The organism is Paenirhizobium selenitireducens ATCC BAA-1503 (genome assembly GCF_000518785.1).
Taxonomy (GTDB): domain Bacteria; phylum Pseudomonadota; class Alphaproteobacteria; order Rhizobiales; family Rhizobiaceae; genus Allorhizobium; species Allorhizobium selenitireducens.
Window position 1 is genome coordinate 34,507 of sequence record NZ_JAEG01000010.1, and the last position, 16,477, is coordinate 50,983.

A 16,477-nucleotide genomic window follows, 5' to 3' on the forward strand; every position below is an offset into this window, starting at 1 on the left:
GGCCATGATGAATACTCTTGTCCTCAAGCTTCCCGCGGCCTCCGTCCGCGGGGATGGCAGGTCGCACCTCTACGGCGCCCTGTCTCCATCCCTGTTCGTGCTCGGCCTCTTCTTTGCCCTTCCGATGGGGCTGATGATCGGCATCAGCTTTTCCGACGCCACGTCGGGCGCCCCGTCCCTTGCCAATTACCATCGGTTTCTCACCGACGGTCTTTCTCTTGCCGGAATTGGCCGCACGGCACTGATGTCGCTGCTGGTGGCAGTCAGCGTGACGATACTCGGCTATCCGGTCGCCTATTTCCTGGCGCGCAGCAAAGGCCGGACCAGGGCGATCGTCTTTGCGCTGGCGCTGGCACCGGAACTTGCCGGCGTGGTCCTGCGCACCTACGGCTGGTTGATCATTCTGGAGGACAGGGGCTTCATCAATGACGCGCTCCTGCATCTTGGCATGATCAGCGCGCCATTGCCCCTGTCGAAGAATCTCTTCGCCGTCGTCGTGGGACTGACGCATGTCGTGCTGCCCTTCGGCATCCTCTCGCTGATGACGAGCATCCAGGGCATCGACCCCAATCTGGAACGGGCAGCACAAATGCTGGGCGCCTCGCGTGCTTCGGTGATCCGGCATGTCGTCCTGCCGCTCTCCGTGCCCGGAATCGTCAGTTCTCTGCTGATCTCGTTCACCATGGCGGCCAGCGCCTATGCCACACCGGCCCTTCTCGGCGGCTCCGGCTTCAAGGTTCTGGCGACGATGGTCTACGAACAGGTGCTTTTCTACGTCAACTGGCCTTTCGCGGCGGTGCTTGCCAATGCGCTGCTGCTGATGATGCTCACGGTTTCCTTCATCGGTATCCGATTTGAGGCGCGCAGGCGCGCCGTGCGGAACGGCCGCTCAGGAGATGCGTCATGAACAGGATCACCGGCATTCTATTCTGGCTGGCGCTGCTTGCCGTACTCGCCTTCATCACATTGCCGATTGTCGTGGTCGTCGCGGCCTCGCTCAGTCCGACGTCCGCAGTTTCATTCGATCCCTCGCAATGGACGTTGCGCTGGTATGCGGATCTCGCCTCTCCGCGCTGGCTCGAGCCGTTCCTGCTGAGCGTGCAGGTGGCCGCCGCCGTGGCAGCGATAAGCGGAGTTCTCGGACTGCTTGCCGCCTATGCGCTCGTCTATGAGCGCCTTTCCGGCAGCGACGCGATCATGGCCTTTCTTCTGTCGCCCCTTTCCGTGCCGCAGATCGTGAAGGGGGTCGCCATCGTGCTGTTCCTCTCGCAGGTCGGTCTTCAGGGCCTGCTCGGCACGCCAGCCCTCATTGCGGCACACGTCGTCCTGGCCCTGCCTTTCGTCACGCGAATGGTCGCGACCTCGATCGCCAATTTCGATCGGGGTCTGGATCGCGCGGCGCAAATCCTGGGGGCCAGCAAGCCGCAGCGGTTGGTCCATGTCCTGCTCCCGATGGTCAAGCCGGGTGTGCTTTCCGGCGTCACCTTCGCCTTCATCATCTCCTTCAACAACATTCCGCTCTCGGTCTTCCTCGTGAGGCCCGGCGACACGACCCTGCCGATCACCGTGATCAACTATCTCGAATACAGCCTTGATCCGGTGCTGGCGGCCGTCAACGTCGCGTCGATGTTCTTCATCCTCGCGGCAATCTTTACCTTCGAAAAGGTCGGCGGCTTCTCCGCCCAGATCCATGGTGGCAGCAAATGAACAGTATCGACATCGAACTCGTATCCGTCAGCAAGTCATTCGGACCGGTTTCCGTGGTGAAGGACATCAGTCTGCAGATTCCAAGAGGGGAATTTGTCAGCATTCTGGGACCCTCGGGCTGCGGCAAGACCACGACGCTCAACATGATCGCCGGGTTCAACGCGCCGTCTTATGGCGACATCCGCATCCGCGGTAAAAGCCAGGTCCGCGTTCCTCCCGAGCGGCGCAATATCGGCCTTGTGTTCCAGAACTATGCCCTCTTCCCCCATATGACCGTCGCCGAAAACGTCGGTTTCGGCCTGCGCATGCGCGGCGCATCGCGTTCCGAGATTGCCGTGGCGGTTCGCGATGCGCTTCGCGGGGTCCATCTCGAAGCCTTCGCGGCCCGCTATCCCAAGGAACTGTCCGGCGGCCAGCAGCAACGCGTGGCGCTTGCGCGCGCCATAGCGCCGCGCCCTTCCGTTCTTCTGCTGGACGAGCCGCTCTCCAATCTCGATCTTAAGCTTCGCGAGGCGATGCGGGTCGAGCTGAAGGAGATCCAGGAAGCCCTCGGCATGACATTTGTCTATGTCACCCATGATCAGGAAGAGGCCATGGCCATGTCGGACCGGATCGTCGTCATGTGGCAGGGGGTGATCGCGCAGGAGGGGACTCCTGCGGACATCTACGGCCGCCCGCAGACGAGTTTCGTGGCCGACTTCATTGGAAGGTCCAACATCCTGCCCATATCGGATCTCGTCTTGCGTCCGCCTCATCTCGATTTCGCGGTAGCGGATGGCGCGCTGCGATTGCGCTCGGCTGCGGCTTGGTCCGGCCAGGATATGCGCTTCTGTTGCATCCGGCCGGAGAGCATCCGCTTTCTGCCTGAGGGCGAACCGGCGCCTGAGGACGCCAATCAGCTGACCGGCAGGCTGCACCGCATCGTCAATCTCGGGGCGCAGCTCGAGCTTTTTGTCGAGATCGCAAGCGATCTTCTTGTCTCGGCAACATTGCCTTCGGGCTCAGCCGGTCGGCTGCCGCCGCTTGGCAAGGAGGTCCGGCTGTCAATTCTTGCGCAAGACGTCCAGCTGCTCGCCCGCTAGCCCGCAACCGATTGGACCGGCCTATCAATCCCGCCCCATCGGTATTGGAGCCGGATCTCCTGCAAGGCCTAACATCCCATTGTTCTCAAGTGAATTTACCCCAAGGAGACAAGACATGCTGATCAAAGAGAGAATTCGGGCCGCACAGCATTCGACCAATGTCTGCGCTGACATCGAAGGTTTCGATTTTCAGAACTATGACGCCCGGGATATCGCCGAGATCCGGCGGTTGTGGCTTCAATATGGCGTCCTGCGCTTCAAGCGGACCCGCATCACCGACGACGACCAGGTCCGCTTTTCGCGTAATTTCGGGGAGTTCGTCATCCATCCCAAGCAGTTGCAGGAGGGCGGCCACCCCACCCACCCGGAGATCCTGGTCATCAGCAATGTGATGAAGGACGGCAAGCCGAGCGGCGCGCTGGGCAATAGCGAGGCGACGTGGCACACCGATACCTGGTTCTATGAACGCCCGCCGGCGGGCGCCATTCTGCGTGCCATTGCCGTTCCACCGTCCGGTGGCGATACCTATTTCCTGTCGACCTACATCGCCTATGACACCTTGCCCGAGACACTGAAGAAGGCCGTCGCCGGCCGCCAGATCTTCTTCCAGAATGTCTACGACAAGACCGGCAAGCTCAGGCTTGGAAAGACCGAGCCGGCAAGCTCCGATTTCCGCGAATGGAGCGGGATCGTCCACCCGCTGGTGCGGACCCACGGAGAGACCGGCCGCAAGGCGCTCTATCTCGGCGGCACGATCGAAGGCGCATGGATCGTCGGCATGCCCCTCGATGAAAGCCGCAGCCTGCTGGCGCAGCTTTGGGATCACACGACAGGTTCCAAGGATGTCTTCGTGCAGGTCTGGGAGGAGGGCGACATCATGATGTGGGACAATCGCTGCACCATGCACCGGCGCGATTCCTTCGACCCGTCCTCGATCCGGATCATGCACCGGACAACCACGTCCGGCGAACGTCCGGTCTGACCGGCTGATGCATGTTGAGAGAACGGATCAGAGCCATGAACGAGAACTACAGGGTGGCGGACCGCCACCCTCCCCTTCCCCAGGATCTGGTCGATCTGCTCGTCCAAGTGGAGACGGCCACCATTGGCCATGTCGAGCATCTCGGCTTCGTCGGCGATGGTGTTCGGCCTGTCTTCCCCGCCAGGGCCGCAGGCCAGGCGCTGACCGTCGCGGCGCCTGGCCGCGACGGATCCATCATCTATCACGCGATCGACCTCCTGCTTCCGGGCGACATGCTCGTCATCTCCCGGGTCGACCGGGATGACATAGCTTGCGTCGGCGGCGGCGTTGCCCTGGCGGCGAAGGCGAAAGGTGCTGCCGGTATCGTCATCGACGGTCCCTGCACGGATATCGCCGAAATCACGGCTACCGGCCTGCCCGTGTGGTGCCGGGGCGTGTCATCGCGGACCACGAACCGTACTGTGCGGATCGGTGGATCCTTGAACGTGCCAGTCGCCTGCGGGGCTGCCGCGATCCTTGCCGGATATGCGGTGCTTGCCGACAATGAGGGCGTCTTCGCCGCCGACCGGGACAGCATGAGGGCGTTTGCCGTCATGGCGCTCACCCGCCAGGAACGATCGGCAAGGCTGAGATCCCATCTGGCCGCCGGCCACTCGATTTTCGATTTTGACAGGGAGCAAAAGCTATGAAGTTGGCGCTGATCCAGATGAACTCCCAACCTGACCGCGTCTACAATCTGGCGCAGGCAGAACGATTGATGGGTAACGCGTGTTCCGTGGAGAGACCGGATCTGATCATCCTGCCGGAACATTTCGACTGGACGGGCGGTACGCCCCAGGACAAGAGAAATGCAGCAGATGTCGTGCCAGGGGGGGAGGCTTACGAGATGGTTCGAGCCTTTGCCCGTGATCATCGCGTTGCCGTCCATGCCGGCAGCCTGCTTGAGCGCGTCGCGGGTGACGCGCGGATCTTCAACACGACCGTCATCTTCGATTCCACGGGCACCGAGATCGGCACCTACCGCAAGATCCACCTGTTCGACATCACAGCCCCGGACGGCAAGCGCTACCTCGAATCCGCCACCGTGGCTGCCGGCCAGGAACTGTTGATCTACGAGATCGGCGGTTTTCGAGTGGCCTGCGCGATCTGCTATGATCTGCGCTTCTCCCGTCTGTTCGATCGGCTCGCGTCCTTTGGCGTGGATCTGTTCGTTCTGCCGGCCGCCTTCACCCGGCAGACTGGCAAGGATCATTGGGAGGTTCTCTGCCGCGCCCGGGCCATCGAATTCCAGGCATTCTTCGCAGCATGCGGTCAGTGCGGAACTTATCTTGCTCCGGGGAACGAGCGCCGCGCCATGTTCGGGCACTCGCTCGTGGTCGATCCCTGGGGACAGGTCATCGCCGGGACCGGTGACAAGGAAGGCGTGCTGATCGCCGAACTCGACAAAAGCCGGGTGGAGGCCGTTCGAGGCATGATCCCGATGAGCGAACACCGCGTGGATCTGGCGACATTCAGGATCAACGAGGCTCGCCTGGGAGGTCCGGGGCTCGCCGCAGAGTGAGCGATCGCCTCCAGGGCGAACAAGCTCGCGATGTTGCACGGCCCATCCAGGCCAGTGTTTTCGTGAAAGGTCGAGAAGGGTGGGTTCGACATGTCTGTTTTCGCCTATGAAGGATAGGTCGCCCCGACCAACTCCACGACATGCAGGAAAGCGGATGGCAGATGCGCAAGCCAACACCCGTCGATGCCCTTGTCGGCAAGAGATTGAGGGACCGGCGGCTTGCCCTCGGTCTCGGTTCCCGGGAGGTCGCCCGGCTGATCGGTGTCAGCCATCATCAGCTTGAAAAGCACGAGCGCGGATTGAGCCGTGTGACGTCCGGCCCCCTTTCGAAGATGAGCAACCTGCTGGGCGTGTCGCCGTCTTTCCTGTTCGACAACGCCACTTCCCGTGAGGCGAGCAGCAATGAAGGCTCGAAAGAGGCGTCTGAACTCGGCGCCTTCCTGTCGACAGAAGAGGGGCAGGAACTCAATCGCGCCTTCCATCGCATCAGGGAGAAGAGGATCCGTCGGCTATACCTTGCTCTCGTCTGCGCGGTGGCCAGCCTTTAGGGCAACAAGACTTGCCCAAATGCACCGCGCCGCTGCTGTGTTTCAGCGATGCGATCGCGCGCCGGCATTCGTATCGGCTTGCTGAAAACCCGGTATTGACTCGCGCGTGCAAACTGTCAGCCTGTTGCCACCTGGCGTAGGGGTGCGTCGGAGTGGGACCGGGGGGAATACATGAACAAGCTGATCTTTTGTGCCGTGGCGCTTGTGGCTCTCGGGGGATGCGCCAAGCGTCCCTCGGCGATCGTGCCCGTGGACATACCCATGGCCGCCTATACCAATCTGTCCTGCGAGCAGCTCGCCCAGGAACAGATCAAGGAGCAAACCGGTCTTGCGGCCGTTTCCAAGGCGCAGAACGACGCGGCAAACGGTGATGCCTTTGGTGTTTTCCTGATCGGGATCCCGGTCGGCAGCGTGGTCGGCGCGGACAAGGAAGGCGACGTGGCCGTATCCAAGGGCAAGGTCCAGGCGATCCAGTCAGCGATGATGAGCAAAGGATGCAATGCGCCAGCAGCAGTCCAGCCCGCTGCTGGTGCTCCGCCCAAGACATGAACGATCAGGCACATCAGTGGAGCCGGCGGAGGTCCTCAGTTTTTCGCAGCACAATCTGTCTGTCGACCTCAGCAAGTGCAAGGTCGATGCGATGGGCCAGCAATTCCCGCTTCTCGCTTGTCGCCTGAGCCTTCAGGCGGCAAAGGAGTTCACGGAGTTGCTCGAGTTCTGTCATCCATATCCCGCAGCGGCGAATTCGGCGGCTGCTTGCCTTGCTCGCGCGCTGCCTCCTCGTCCACGCACTGTATCAAAGCCATTTCGATTAGATAGCCGAGCAAAGGGCTGCCCTGCCGTTCCGCCATCAATTTCGCTTCCGCAAGCGCTGCTGCCATTGGTCCCATAAATACCCCCCAGAAGGTATCTCAAAGCCGCAGGGAAAATCTACCATAAGTGGAAACAATTGCGAGGGACAATCTTGTGGGCGTCTCTGGAAAAGTGCGCCCGATCCGGCTTCTGCCTGTCACGGTGCCCCGTCGGCCAAAGGCGATTTGTCTCTGGCTCCACATGGGGCGCGGCAAGTACCAGCCCGTCGGTCGCGTGGATTCGACGAAGGGGGCAAAGCTACAGGCCAGGCGCGTTCGCGCGCATGCCGCGTGGTGCCCTTCCCAAAACGGCTGAACGTCGAGAACGCCGTCGAAACGCGGACCCTCGATCGCCCTTGAGACGCCTGAGTGCGGCGCTTGCTTGTTCGCTGCGATATCGACCGGGCGGCGCCCTTCGCCACCTCTTCTCCTGACCGGTACCTGGCGGTCCATGAGCCTGCCAAATCTTTGCCGAGGCTTTGCGTGTGCCATTCTTCGATCGGCGTAAGCTTCCCCTTCTGGATGACGGGTCACGACGAGGAGGAGAAAATGGCGAATATGCTTGGGATTGCACCGAAATCACCGCGCTTCATTGGTGCTGACGAACTTGAGGCAATGGGCGCTGAGCTCGCTATTGCCGAGCTGCACGAGGCGATCGAAAGCGCCTGGCTCGATATCCGATCCGGCGTCGCCTTCGGGGGAAAGGCGGTCATGAGCCTTCCAGAGGGCGATTTCTGGGCCGCCTCGGGCTTTGGAGAATGGGAGAAGCGGTTCTCCGGAGAACGTCTCGGATGGAAACTATCGGCCCTCTACAGCGTCAATGCCCGTTATGGCGGGGTGAAGGTTATCGGTGCGAATGCCTTCAACCGGGAGCGCGGGCTTCCACGCTCGACCTCGACCTTCGTTCTCATGGAGAAGTTCAGCCTCCGCCCGCTTGCGATCCTCGATGCCACATCGCTGTCTTCGGCGCGAACGGGCGTCTATGCATCGGAAGTGTTCAGGCGCTGCCTGCGCGATCGTCCGGTCGAAAGCGTCTTCGTCTTCGGGGCCGGACCGGTCGCACGCAGCGTGGTCAGTGCGCTTGCCTTTTGCGCCGGTGCGCGGATCGCGCAGGTCTACGTTCGCAGTCGCACCGCTCGGGGCGCCGAGGCGCTTGCGCGTGACTTCAGGGGCCGAACCCCTTTTCGGGTGGAAGCCGTCACCGACAATGAAAAGCTCGCAGAGGCGTCGTTCGTGGTTACCGCGACCAATGCCCGAGGCCCGGTGTTCGACGATCACGAACTCCATCCCGCCGCCGTGACGCTGCACCTGGGCGGAGACGAAGTCCCTGCGGCCACTCTCCAAAGAGTGCTGCGGCGCGGGCGCGTTGCCTGCGACGACATGAAGACCGTATCGAGGAGGAACTCGCAGAGCCTTGCCCTGCACTTTTCCCGCCAGGGCATGACGCTCGAAGCGGTTGGCCCGCTGCTCGGCATCCTTGAGCTGTCCGCGCCCGAAGAATGGGCAATCGATCCGCAAGAGCCGGTGTCGATTACCTGCGTCGGCCTGCCCATGCTCGATCTCTATACGGTCCAGGCCGTCTACGAGAAGTATCTGAAGCTATCCGGCGAGGCATAACATGGTTCATCTCACCAGCGTGCTTGCTGAGCATGCGCGATCACTGGACGTCTCGCTCATGGCGCCGACCGTGAAAGAGACTGCCTTGCGCTGCGTTCTGGATCTCCTTGGGTCTGCAATCGCCGGGATTGCGACGACCGCGACCTCAGCAACCCGCGCCGCCTCGGCCGAGACGCTTGGGGCCGGAGCCGCATCGATCTGGATGTCCGGGTGCACTGCCTCTCCTCTTTCGGCACTCCTTGTCAACAGTTCTGCCGCCTGCGCCCTTGATCTCGATGATGGCAACAGATCAGCACGGGGGCATCCGGGTGCCTGTGTGATCCCGACGGTCCTGACACTGGCGGCGACACACTCGCAGGTCTCGTGCGATGACATGCTGGCGGCGATCGTCGCTGGCTACGATGTGGGGGTCAGAGTCGCGGCCGCGCAGAATCCCGAGGGAATAGCCAGTCGCCAGACCGGCCGATGGGCGTCCTTTGCCGCGGCCGCGGCAGCGGGAAGGCTTTTGAGGGCGGACGCCGCCCACCTGGCCCAGGCTCTGGCGATTGCCGGCGTACTTGCCCCCAACCAACGCGCCAATGGTAGCTCCGGCTATTCCCGAATGACGGGCAATCTCGTCAAGGAAGGGATCGCCTGGAGTGCCGCTTTGGGGGTGCAGGCGCTCTATCTGGCCAAGAACGGATATACCGGTCCGATGGATATCCTCGATTACGGCCGCTTCTACGAGGCTCGCCGGATCTGCCGGGGCCTGGGCCGGCGCTGGGAGATTCTGGATACCTATTTCAAGCCCTATGCCTGCTGCCGCTACATTCATCCGGCCCTCGACGCCTTTTTCCAGCTGCAAGAGCAGAACCGGTTCCGTTCTCTCGATATAGAGCGCGTCGATGTTCAGACTTTTCGGTGGGCGCTCAAGCTTGGAAACGTCAGCGACCCGCAAAATATCGTCGAGCTGCAATACAGTCTTCCCTATTGCCTGGCGGTCGCCGCGGTCGAAGGTCGTGAGGGCCTTTTGCCCATCTCGACCTCCCTGCTCGATCGACCCGATCTTGCCCGGTTTGCCCGAAATGTTCACCTCGCCGAAGAGTCGATTGCCGAGAAGGCGTTTCCGCGCAAGACGCTTGCGCGCGTCATCGTGACAACACGGGAGGGACAGCGCCTGATTTCCCCGCGCGTCGGTCCAGTGGGCGATCCGGCGCGCCCGATGTCATGGATCGCGATCGAGGAAAAATTCCGCCTGGTGACCCGTCACTCGATTTCCCCGGCAAAGCAGGCGGCCCTCATCCAATCAGTACGCGGCCTGGGAGACGGCAACCGCGAAGATCTGTTGCGGGAGCTTGGAACCGCATAGTCAGATCCGCGACGATTTCTACCGGCTTCTCGCGCCATCGGCCGGGCCAGGCCCGCCTATTGGGGCTGCTGGGTCAGCATGCCGTTCAACACCACCGGTCTGCCGGCGATGATCACATGGCGGACGCGGCTGAAATTATGGCTCTCCACGACGGTGACATCAGCCCTCTTGCCCTTGGCGAGCACGCCGCGATCGCCTGCGAGTTCGGGAAAGACGCCGGCAAGCTTGCCCGTTGCAAGAGCAACGGCTTCGGGCGGCGCCAATTGTTTCAAGGCGATCATGCGGTGCAGGGCAGCCGGTATGCTGTCCCAGTCGCCACCGGCGAAATCCGTCGAGATCGTATCGACGAGACGGGCCTCGATCAGGGCATCCAGGTTCTCCGGCCTATTGCGCCAGCGGGTTTGCACCATGTCGAGTGTGGAGACATCGATCGTAATGCCTGATGCCCGCATTGCCTTTGCGCTCTCCACGGCCTCCTCTGGCAGAAAGGACGGGTGGTTGGAATGACCGGCGATCATCCGTGCCGCAGGATAACGTCTCGCCAGGCTCAGCAGCGTCTTTGCCGTGGGGGCCGCATTGTGGAAGATCGCCGGCAGGGCGAGCCTGGCTGATGCTGCGGCAATCTCTTCGAGACCGGCGAACGACAGGGCGACGGGCCGCATCACGCTGTCGTGGATGAGGTCGCGCAGGGCCGACACGCTCAACTGTCTGCCAAGGCCGTGTTGGTCGAGGAGCGCATCCAGGGCATCGTCCTCCAAAGCCCCGGTCCCGTCCAGGAATCGGCCGAGCACCGCCTCCTTCAAAGCCCGCGCGGTTGCGGGCGTGATCACCGCACCCGTTGCTTGTCGGACAGCCGCGGGGATAAAGCGATAATCCTGGGCACCGCCGCCGAGCGTCTGTCCTCCACCCGCTTCGCCCAGCACCTTGCAGCCTGCGGCCACAAGTTCATCGACCGTCGCGTTGCGATGCCGCGCGCTCAGTCCCTTGCCATCCACGGCAAGGGCTGCCGCGATGTTTGACGGTGTGTGGGCGGTCGCAATGTGGATGTCCAGGGGGTGCGTCGAGCCAGCCTCCTCGACCTCGTCGGCCATGGCCAGGCCACAGACGTTCACAAGTGTCGTCGTTCCCGACAACAAATGCCGGTTGCGCTGGTAAATGACGTCGGATGGGGTGAATGGCATGGAGCCACTCGGCATCGAGGGGCCGCGGACACAGCCATGGGCGTGGGCATTGATGATACCGGGAAGGATTGTGCAGCCTTCAGTATTGAGGACCGTCTCGCCCTCTTCGGGCGCATGTTGGCCCGCCGCGACATCGACAATCCGCGTGGCGCGAATGCGAACTGCGCCGCGTTCAAGCAAGGTCGTCCCGTCGCCGGTGATGAGCGCGCCGCCGCTCAGGAGCAGATTGTCATCATATGCCATCGCGGTATCCTCCATTCGAAGACCACAGTCGTGGTCAGTGATTTTCCGTGTCCAGGGCATAACCGGATCCCCGGACCGTTCGAATGACGTTTGCAGGCTGTGCCGCCATCAGCCGGCGCTTCAATCGTCCGACGTGTATGTTGACCGTGCGCCGATCGACAAATGTTCCCCGCGGCCATGCGGCTCTGATCAGCGCCTCGCGGTCGAACACTCTGGTCGGTTCCTCCATGAACTGCCGGAGCAGTTCGAATTCGATCGAGGTCAGCCGGACTTCCTGGCCGGCGCGCCGCACGCGCCGGGTGTAAAGATCGACCTCGATATCAGCATAGGTCAGGTATCGCGCCCCCTCGCCTCCCCCGTCAGACGGGAGGCTTGTGGCAGTCATTTCCTCAAGGGCACGGATAAGCCGCCGGGGTTCCACTGGACGGACGAAGCCTTCGTCGATACCGGCATTGACGAAGGCTGCGTAGTCGCTCTCCGGCTCCTGGTCTATGAGCGCGACGATCTTGGCGCGTGACGTCTCCGGATCATTTTTCAGCCACCTGCAAAGCGCCAGTGCATCAGCCAGGTGCCCATCGATCAGGATGGCATCGACGTCTCCTTCCACCACCCTCGTCCGGGTGGTCCCTGCGTCGATCGCCAAGGCGACCGCAAAGCCATGATTCTCGAGAATATGGCGAGCGAAAAGACTGAATTCCGAATTGCCAGAACTGACGACGATCAGAGGTTTCACGGGGGTTCTCGTGAACGGCAATTGTCGGGTACTGGCCAGCGCGCCGCCCGCATCATCACGCCAGGCCAGTCAACAGGATCGCACCGCATGCCTGCCGGTTCAAATCCTTCGTGCACGCCACTTGTGAAGAATTGTTGCGGCGGTCGTTCACAGTTCGAAGACCAACTCGCAGTTTTGTGCCTTGGCACCCGGCCAAAAAGTTGCCGTATTCATTTGTGCGCCGCAAAGTTGCGTCTGCGGGGTCGGCAGAGGCGGTCTGCGACTTCGATCTGCCATGCCAGAAACCGGTGATCATGGGCAAGCATCCATACGAGGGGTGAATTTGAAGCGAGGCAGAGCAGCAGCACGTGAAGCGGAGATCGTGATCGTTGCCGCAGATGAAGGCATCACCCGCCCGATTGTCGAGGCATTGGCCATGTCGGCATCGGTCAGGCTTGCGGCCAATGCCAGTGCCATGCGCAGGGTGCTGCGGTCCCGCGGCATCGATCTTCTCATCCTGGATGCCGACTTACCGGGAGAGGATGCCATTTCTCTGTGCCGCAGCGTTCGAGCCGTCAGTATGGTTGCGATCATCGTGCTGGTCCGCGCAGGGGATCAGGACGCCCTTATTGCGGCTCTGGAGGCTGGCGCCGATGACAGCTTTGCCCGCACGACCGGCCTGCGGGAAATCCAGGCGAGGATCCACAGTCTCCTGCGCAGGGCATCCTTTGGAGCCGCGGCCCTGTCGCTTCGCACGGCCATGCGGTTCAATGGCTGGACCATCGATCCGCACGTCCGGCTGCTGCGTGATCCGTTGAACATAGCCGTCGAGCTGACCGCTGCCGAATTCGATCTGCTGTGGGCCTTCTGTCGAAACCAGGGCCAGGCGATTTCTCGCGAGAGGCTTCTCGCCTTGACCCATGCCGGGACGGCGAACCCGGTCGAGCGTAGCATAGACGTCCATGTCAGCAGGTTGCGCCGCAAGATCGAAACCGACCCCCATCATCCCGAATTGATCAAGACCATCCGAATGGGCGGCTACCTCTTTACGCCCGTCGTCGAAGTCGACCTCTAAATCGCGCCTGGCCACTCGGCTCTCACGGCGCTACCCCAATTGTTAAGTTTTATTGCTGCTGGCCCCGTGAGGTTGCATCGAAGATCAAGGCAGCTATACCGTGTAGCACACTACGTTTTGGCCCCTGGGCACGATCTGTTTTGAGCTTTTTGTGATGTCATCGCCGCTGAATGGCTCTCTTCGCGAAGCGCCCAGCGGGATGGTCATCCATCATTTGATGGAGTTGGGCGACCATGGCGAAAAAACACCCTTTCGACCGTTTGATTGAAGCCAGTTTAACCGCCCTGGGAGAGCGGTACCTGAAGTCCGCGGTCGAGGACTTTGCCCTGGATCACGGATTTGAGTTCTACGCCTATCTTCACATCCGGGCGAAACGCTGCCTTGCGGTGTCGAACTACCCGAGCGAATGGCAGGGGCACTATCTCGAACGGTCCTACAGTCGGATCGACCCGGTGATTACCGCGGCCAAACGTGGTCTGCGGGCGTTCTGCTGGTCGCTGGAGGGTGGACGCTCAAGCATGGAGGGCGATTTGAGACGCTTCCATGAAGAGGCTGCCGAATTCAATATTCGCGCCGGGTTTTCCATTCCGGTGCGCACCGGCTTTGGCCAATTCGCCATTCTGACCCTTGCCTCATCCCGCGCCACCAGCCTGGAAAATGCACGCAACATGGATGCCGTGCAGGCGGCGGCAGCGGCGGCCATGATCCATGCGGCATTTTCCCGCCGCGGCAAGGTTGGTGGCAATCCCGCCCTGGTCGCGCTGAACGAGAGCGAAATCATGTGCTTGCGTTGGGCGGCCGAGGGCAAGTCGATGGCCGAAATGGCCCAGCTTGCCGGCATCAAATACAATACCGTGCGCTTCTACATCGATGCCGCCAAGGAAAAGCTTGAGGCCGTCACACTCCAGCAGGCTACCGCACTCGCCGCCAAACTGATGCTGATCTGAACCTCACTGCGCTATTCCCCGGGCAGGGCCAGGACGTCATCGCGTGGATGTCCGCCTACCCGCCGAAACTCCTCAAGAACGTCAGATCCTGGTCCACCAGCACGTTGAACTGATAACCCGGTCGAATGGAGAGTGTCGGCTGGACGTTCAGGTTTTTCGATAGGCTGCCTTCGATGACCCGACCAAAGGTCTCGCTGAAACTGCGGCGCGCTGCATCGGACGCGCTGGTCGTCGCCGTAAGGCCGGCTTCTTCGGGAAGCGCCATGTCCATGCCCGCCCCGATCAGCGCGATAAGCGCGGCGGAGCCGAAGGTCCTCATGGTGTGACGGTCGACCCTGTCGTGGAAGCCGCCGAAGCCCTCGGCGTCCGTACCGGTCATCGCGCCAATCTGAAGCGTCGAGCCGTCCGGCAATATGATGTCGGTCCAGACCACGAGAACACGGGACTGGCCAAACGACACCTTAGAATCATAGCGCCCCAGCAGCCTGGCCCCCTGCGGAACCAGAAGATGGTTCCCGGTCGCCGTGTCATAGACGTTGTGGCTGACCTGCGCGGTCACCCTGCCAGGAAGATCGGCGTTGATGCCGGTCATGAGCGTGGCGGGGATCACCGAACCCCTTTTCAGTTCGAAGGGGGATGATGGCGGGACCTGGCTGTTTGCCAGGAAACCCGGGCTGTTGTCTCTTCGGTTGATGAAGTCTTCCTTTGCGGACTGCTGGTTCTGGTCCTGGTTTGCCGCAGCCAGCGCGGCCTGCAGCGCGGCCGGGTCGAGACCGGTCGTGTTCCCGAGCTGCGTGCCAAGCGCACCTGGCGCCGGGTTGACACCGGCCGTGCTTTGCAAGGCGAGCCCATCAAGGTCGATCTTCAGCGGCGATTCGAGCGCGGCGCTGCGCGCCTGGAATCGCGCCATCTGCTGGCGGTGGCGTTCCCGCAGTAACTGCTCATGCTGTTCCCGCTCAAGGCGAGCGAGCCATTCGGCCTCAGCCTGCTGGCTGGACTGCGCATCTGTCGGCTCGGCTTCAGCCTGAACCGGCGATGGAAAGGGGCTGTCGTTGGTCGCAGGCGCCCCGACGACGATCGGAGCGGGCGTCTGAAGAGGCGTCGGTTCCGGATCGCCGATGATGCCGTCAGCCACACCCCGTTTCAGCTGGTCGGCAAAGCTGGAGGCTGCGGCGCGCGAGCCTGCCTCGGCGCCGCCTTCCTGCCTGAGCAAGAATCCGCGTGACGATAGCCCATAAATGATGATCCCGAGGCACAGGATCGCCAGACCGATCACGGCAAATATCGGCAGGCGGTTCAACCGCTGAATGCCCGGATCGCCTTGACTGGCGGGACTGGCAAGCTTGAGTGACTGGACCATGCCAACCTCCTTCAATCGATTTGCTGGACCGAGAAGGGGCCGTCCGGCTCGGCGCCCGTTTCGCTCTTCTTGTAGACCCGCCCGACGCTCATCTTGGGCATCGACAGCCGAGCCAGGATCTGACCATCGAAGCCGGTGAGCGAATAGCTGAGGCTGACCGCATTCGTCCGTTTGTCGGATCCCGGATCGCGCGACACGGTGTAACCCCAGTCTGTCAATGCGCGCTCGAGCGCCAAGGCGAACGCGGAGCGGTCATCAGCGAGGTGGACCGTCGTCGAGGCCGGCGCCTCCTGTTCGGCAAGGCGGCTCACGAGATCGACGGCAATGGCTTGGGCCGTCGCAGCCGAGAGCAAGGGCGGGCCTTGCGTTCTTGCCAGATCGTGCGTCGGGCCCTGGCAGCCTGCCAGAAGGATTGCGACAAGGAGCGGGATCCCTATCCACCGCATAGACTATCTCCCCCTGCTGATGGTTATCTTCTGCTGCCTCCAGCCGACGCCGGAAACCAGCAGCGCACGGTCGATGTTGTAGTCGACGATCATCATGTCGTCCTTCATCCGGTAGTTGACGATCCGCTTTTGCCCCGCGGAGACGACGAAGAGGACCGGAGCGTCCCGACCGGCGATCGACCGGGGAAACTGGATGTAGGTCTTCTCGCCGTTAGAATAGACGCGCCTTGGCCTCCACGAGGCGCTTCCGCTGATCGCATAGGAGAAGTTCAGGCGTTCGGGCGCGGCATCCGCCGGTTGCGCCCCGGACCCGAGCCGCGCGTTGATGCCGTCAAGTTTTGCCGACACGTCGTCGGGATAGGCAAAACCGACGCGGGCCATATATTGGCTCGGGTGGGACCTGAGCTGAACATGGTAGGTGCGTCGCGAAGTCGTGACGATCATGGAGGTCGTCAGGTCTGGTTCCGAGGGTTTGACAATGAGATGTATGGACTGGCCGGCGGACGCGCCCGATGTCGCCGGCTCGACCTTCCACCGCACGCTGTCGCCCACCAGCACGTCGCGAACCACCTCGCCTTGCTCGAGCTCTATATCGCAGACCTGCAATGGCGAGCAGATCACCGAAGGCTGGGTCTGGCCGAAAAGAAAGGTGACCTTGCCGTCAGGGCCTTTCGTCACCAGGCCCGGGGCTTTCTGCCATCTCTGGGACAGTCCCAGGCCTTTGGCTTCGGTCGCGCTGATCTCCTGTCCGTGAACCGGTGGCGGGGCACCGAGCTGGCTGAATGCTCCAACCACTGGCAGGGCCAGGGCCAACCGT

Annotated in this window: 19 protein-coding genes; 12 read left to right on the top strand and 7 right to left on the bottom strand. The window is 62.1% G+C overall.

The annotated features are described in order from the left end of the window. Window positions 1–7: 7 nt before the first annotated feature. The 8 genes from L867_RS0114990 (at window position 8) to L867_RS25395 (ending at window position 6,429) form a co-directional block, all read left to right on the top strand. Window positions 8–907 carry an ABC transporter permease gene (locus L867_RS0114990; RefSeq protein ID WP_028737648.1) on the top strand — a complete coding sequence of 300 codons (900 nt, stop codon included), beginning with the start codon at window positions 8–10 and terminating at the stop codon, window positions 905–907. Further along, window positions 904–1,707, top strand: a complete 804-nt coding sequence (locus L867_RS0114995) for an ABC transporter permease (protein ID WP_028737649.1) — start codon at window positions 904–906, stop codon at window positions 1,705–1,707. The genes L867_RS0114990 and L867_RS0114995 overlap by 4 nt, the downstream gene beginning before the upstream one ends. Next, on the top strand, window positions 1,704–2,789 hold the full coding sequence (locus tag L867_RS0115000; protein ID WP_028737650.1) for an ABC transporter ATP-binding protein: 1,086 nt from the start codon (window positions 1,704–1,706) through the stop codon (window positions 2,787–2,789). The genes L867_RS0114995 and L867_RS0115000 overlap by 4 nt, the downstream gene beginning before the upstream one ends. A 115-nt stretch (window positions 2,790–2,904) precedes the next feature. Then, window positions 2,905–3,771: a TauD/TfdA dioxygenase family protein gene (locus L867_RS0115005; protein WP_028737651.1), complete on the top strand. Its 867-nt coding sequence runs from the start codon at window positions 2,905–2,907 to the stop codon at window positions 3,769–3,771. Between the two features lie 35 nt (window positions 3,772–3,806). Continuing rightward, entirely contained in the window at window positions 3,807–4,460 is a 654-nt protein-coding gene (locus tag L867_RS0115010; protein WP_028737652.1) for an RraA family protein, read from the top strand. After that, window positions 4,457–5,332, top strand: a complete 876-nt coding sequence (locus L867_RS25390; protein ID WP_051439007.1) for a carbon-nitrogen hydrolase family protein — start codon at window positions 4,457–4,459, stop codon at window positions 5,330–5,332. The genes L867_RS0115010 and L867_RS25390 overlap by 4 nt, the downstream gene beginning before the upstream one ends. A gap of 161 nt (window positions 5,333–5,493) precedes the next feature. Next, window positions 5,494–5,880 carry a helix-turn-helix domain-containing protein gene (locus L867_RS0115020; RefSeq protein WP_169734085.1) on the top strand — a complete coding sequence of 129 codons (387 nt, stop codon included), beginning with the start codon at window positions 5,494–5,496 and terminating at the stop codon, window positions 5,878–5,880. A gap of 171 nt (window positions 5,881–6,051) precedes the next feature. Further along, window positions 6,052–6,429, top strand: a complete 378-nt coding sequence (locus tag L867_RS25395) for a hypothetical protein (protein ID WP_037173542.1) — start codon at window positions 6,052–6,054, stop codon at window positions 6,427–6,429. A 149-nt stretch (window positions 6,430–6,578) separates the two neighbouring features. On the opposite strand, the gene L867_RS27435 is transcribed toward L867_RS25395, so the two are convergent. After that, window positions 6,579–6,761, bottom strand: coding sequence for a hypothetical protein (locus tag L867_RS27435; protein ID WP_146086544.1), 183 nt, complete (start codon window positions 6,759–6,761; stop codon window positions 6,579–6,581). 339 nt (window positions 6,762–7,100) lie between these two features. On the opposite strand from L867_RS27435, the gene L867_RS0115035 reads away from it, so the two are divergent. Next, window positions 7,101–8,348 (top strand): ornithine cyclodeaminase, encoded by a 1,248-nt coding sequence (locus tag L867_RS0115035; RefSeq protein ID WP_332308401.1) that lies wholly within the window; start codon window positions 7,101–7,103, stop codon window positions 8,346–8,348. A 1-nt stretch (window position 8,349) separates the two neighbouring features. Beyond that, on the top strand, window positions 8,350–9,696 hold the full coding sequence (locus L867_RS0115040; protein ID WP_028737655.1) for an MmgE/PrpD family protein: 1,347 nt from the start codon (window positions 8,350–8,352) through the stop codon (window positions 9,694–9,696). 56 nt (window positions 9,697–9,752) lie between these two features. Here L867_RS0115040 and L867_RS0115045 read toward each other — a convergent pair whose 3' ends face one another. From L867_RS0115045 to L867_RS27750, 3 genes are read right to left on the bottom strand one after another with little or no spacing between them, the layout of a single operon-like run. Further along, entirely contained in the window at window positions 9,753–11,120 is a 1,368-nt protein-coding gene (locus L867_RS0115045) for an amidohydrolase family protein (RefSeq protein ID WP_028737656.1), read from the bottom strand. Between the two features lie 34 nt (window positions 11,121–11,154). Further along, complete coding sequence (locus tag L867_RS0115050) at window positions 11,155–11,853, bottom strand: winged helix-turn-helix transcriptional regulator (RefSeq protein WP_028737657.1); 699 nt, start codon at window positions 11,851–11,853, stop codon at window positions 11,155–11,157. A 55-nt stretch (window positions 11,854–11,908) separates the two neighbouring features. Continuing rightward, window positions 11,909–12,148: a hypothetical protein gene (locus L867_RS27750; protein WP_169734086.1), complete on the bottom strand. Its 240-nt coding sequence runs from the start codon at window positions 12,146–12,148 to the stop codon at window positions 11,909–11,911. A 66-nt stretch (window positions 12,149–12,214) separates the two neighbouring features. Between L867_RS27750 and L867_RS0115055 the strand changes: the two genes are divergently transcribed. Together L867_RS0115055 and L867_RS0115060 are read left to right on the top strand one after the other, a co-directional pair. Further along, window positions 12,215–12,907 (top strand): winged helix-turn-helix domain-containing protein, encoded by a 693-nt coding sequence (locus L867_RS0115055; RefSeq protein ID WP_169734087.1) that lies wholly within the window; start codon window positions 12,215–12,217, stop codon window positions 12,905–12,907. 233 nt (window positions 12,908–13,140) lie between these two features. After that, window positions 13,141–13,854: an autoinducer binding domain-containing protein gene (locus tag L867_RS0115060; RefSeq protein WP_028737659.1), complete on the top strand. Its 714-nt coding sequence runs from the start codon at window positions 13,141–13,143 to the stop codon at window positions 13,852–13,854. Window positions 13,855–13,909: 55 nt separating this feature from the next. Here the strand turns inward: L867_RS0115060 and trbI are convergent, their stop codons facing one another. The 3 genes from trbI to trbG form a co-directional block, all read right to left on the bottom strand. Beyond that, window positions 13,910–15,214, bottom strand: coding sequence for an IncP-type conjugal transfer protein TrbI (trbI, locus tag L867_RS0115065; RefSeq protein WP_028737660.1), 1,305 nt, complete (start codon window positions 15,212–15,214; stop codon window positions 13,910–13,912). A gap of 11 nt (window positions 15,215–15,225) precedes the next feature. After that, window positions 15,226–15,567 (bottom strand): hypothetical protein, encoded by a 342-nt coding sequence (locus tag L867_RS0115070; RefSeq protein ID WP_051439008.1) that lies wholly within the window; start codon window positions 15,565–15,567, stop codon window positions 15,226–15,228. Between the two features lie 96 nt (window positions 15,568–15,663). Further along, window positions 15,664–16,473, bottom strand: a complete 810-nt coding sequence (trbG, locus tag L867_RS0115075; protein ID WP_408605983.1) for a P-type conjugative transfer protein TrbG — start codon at window positions 16,471–16,473, stop codon at window positions 15,664–15,666. Between the last annotated feature and the right edge of the window lie 4 nt (window positions 16,474–16,477).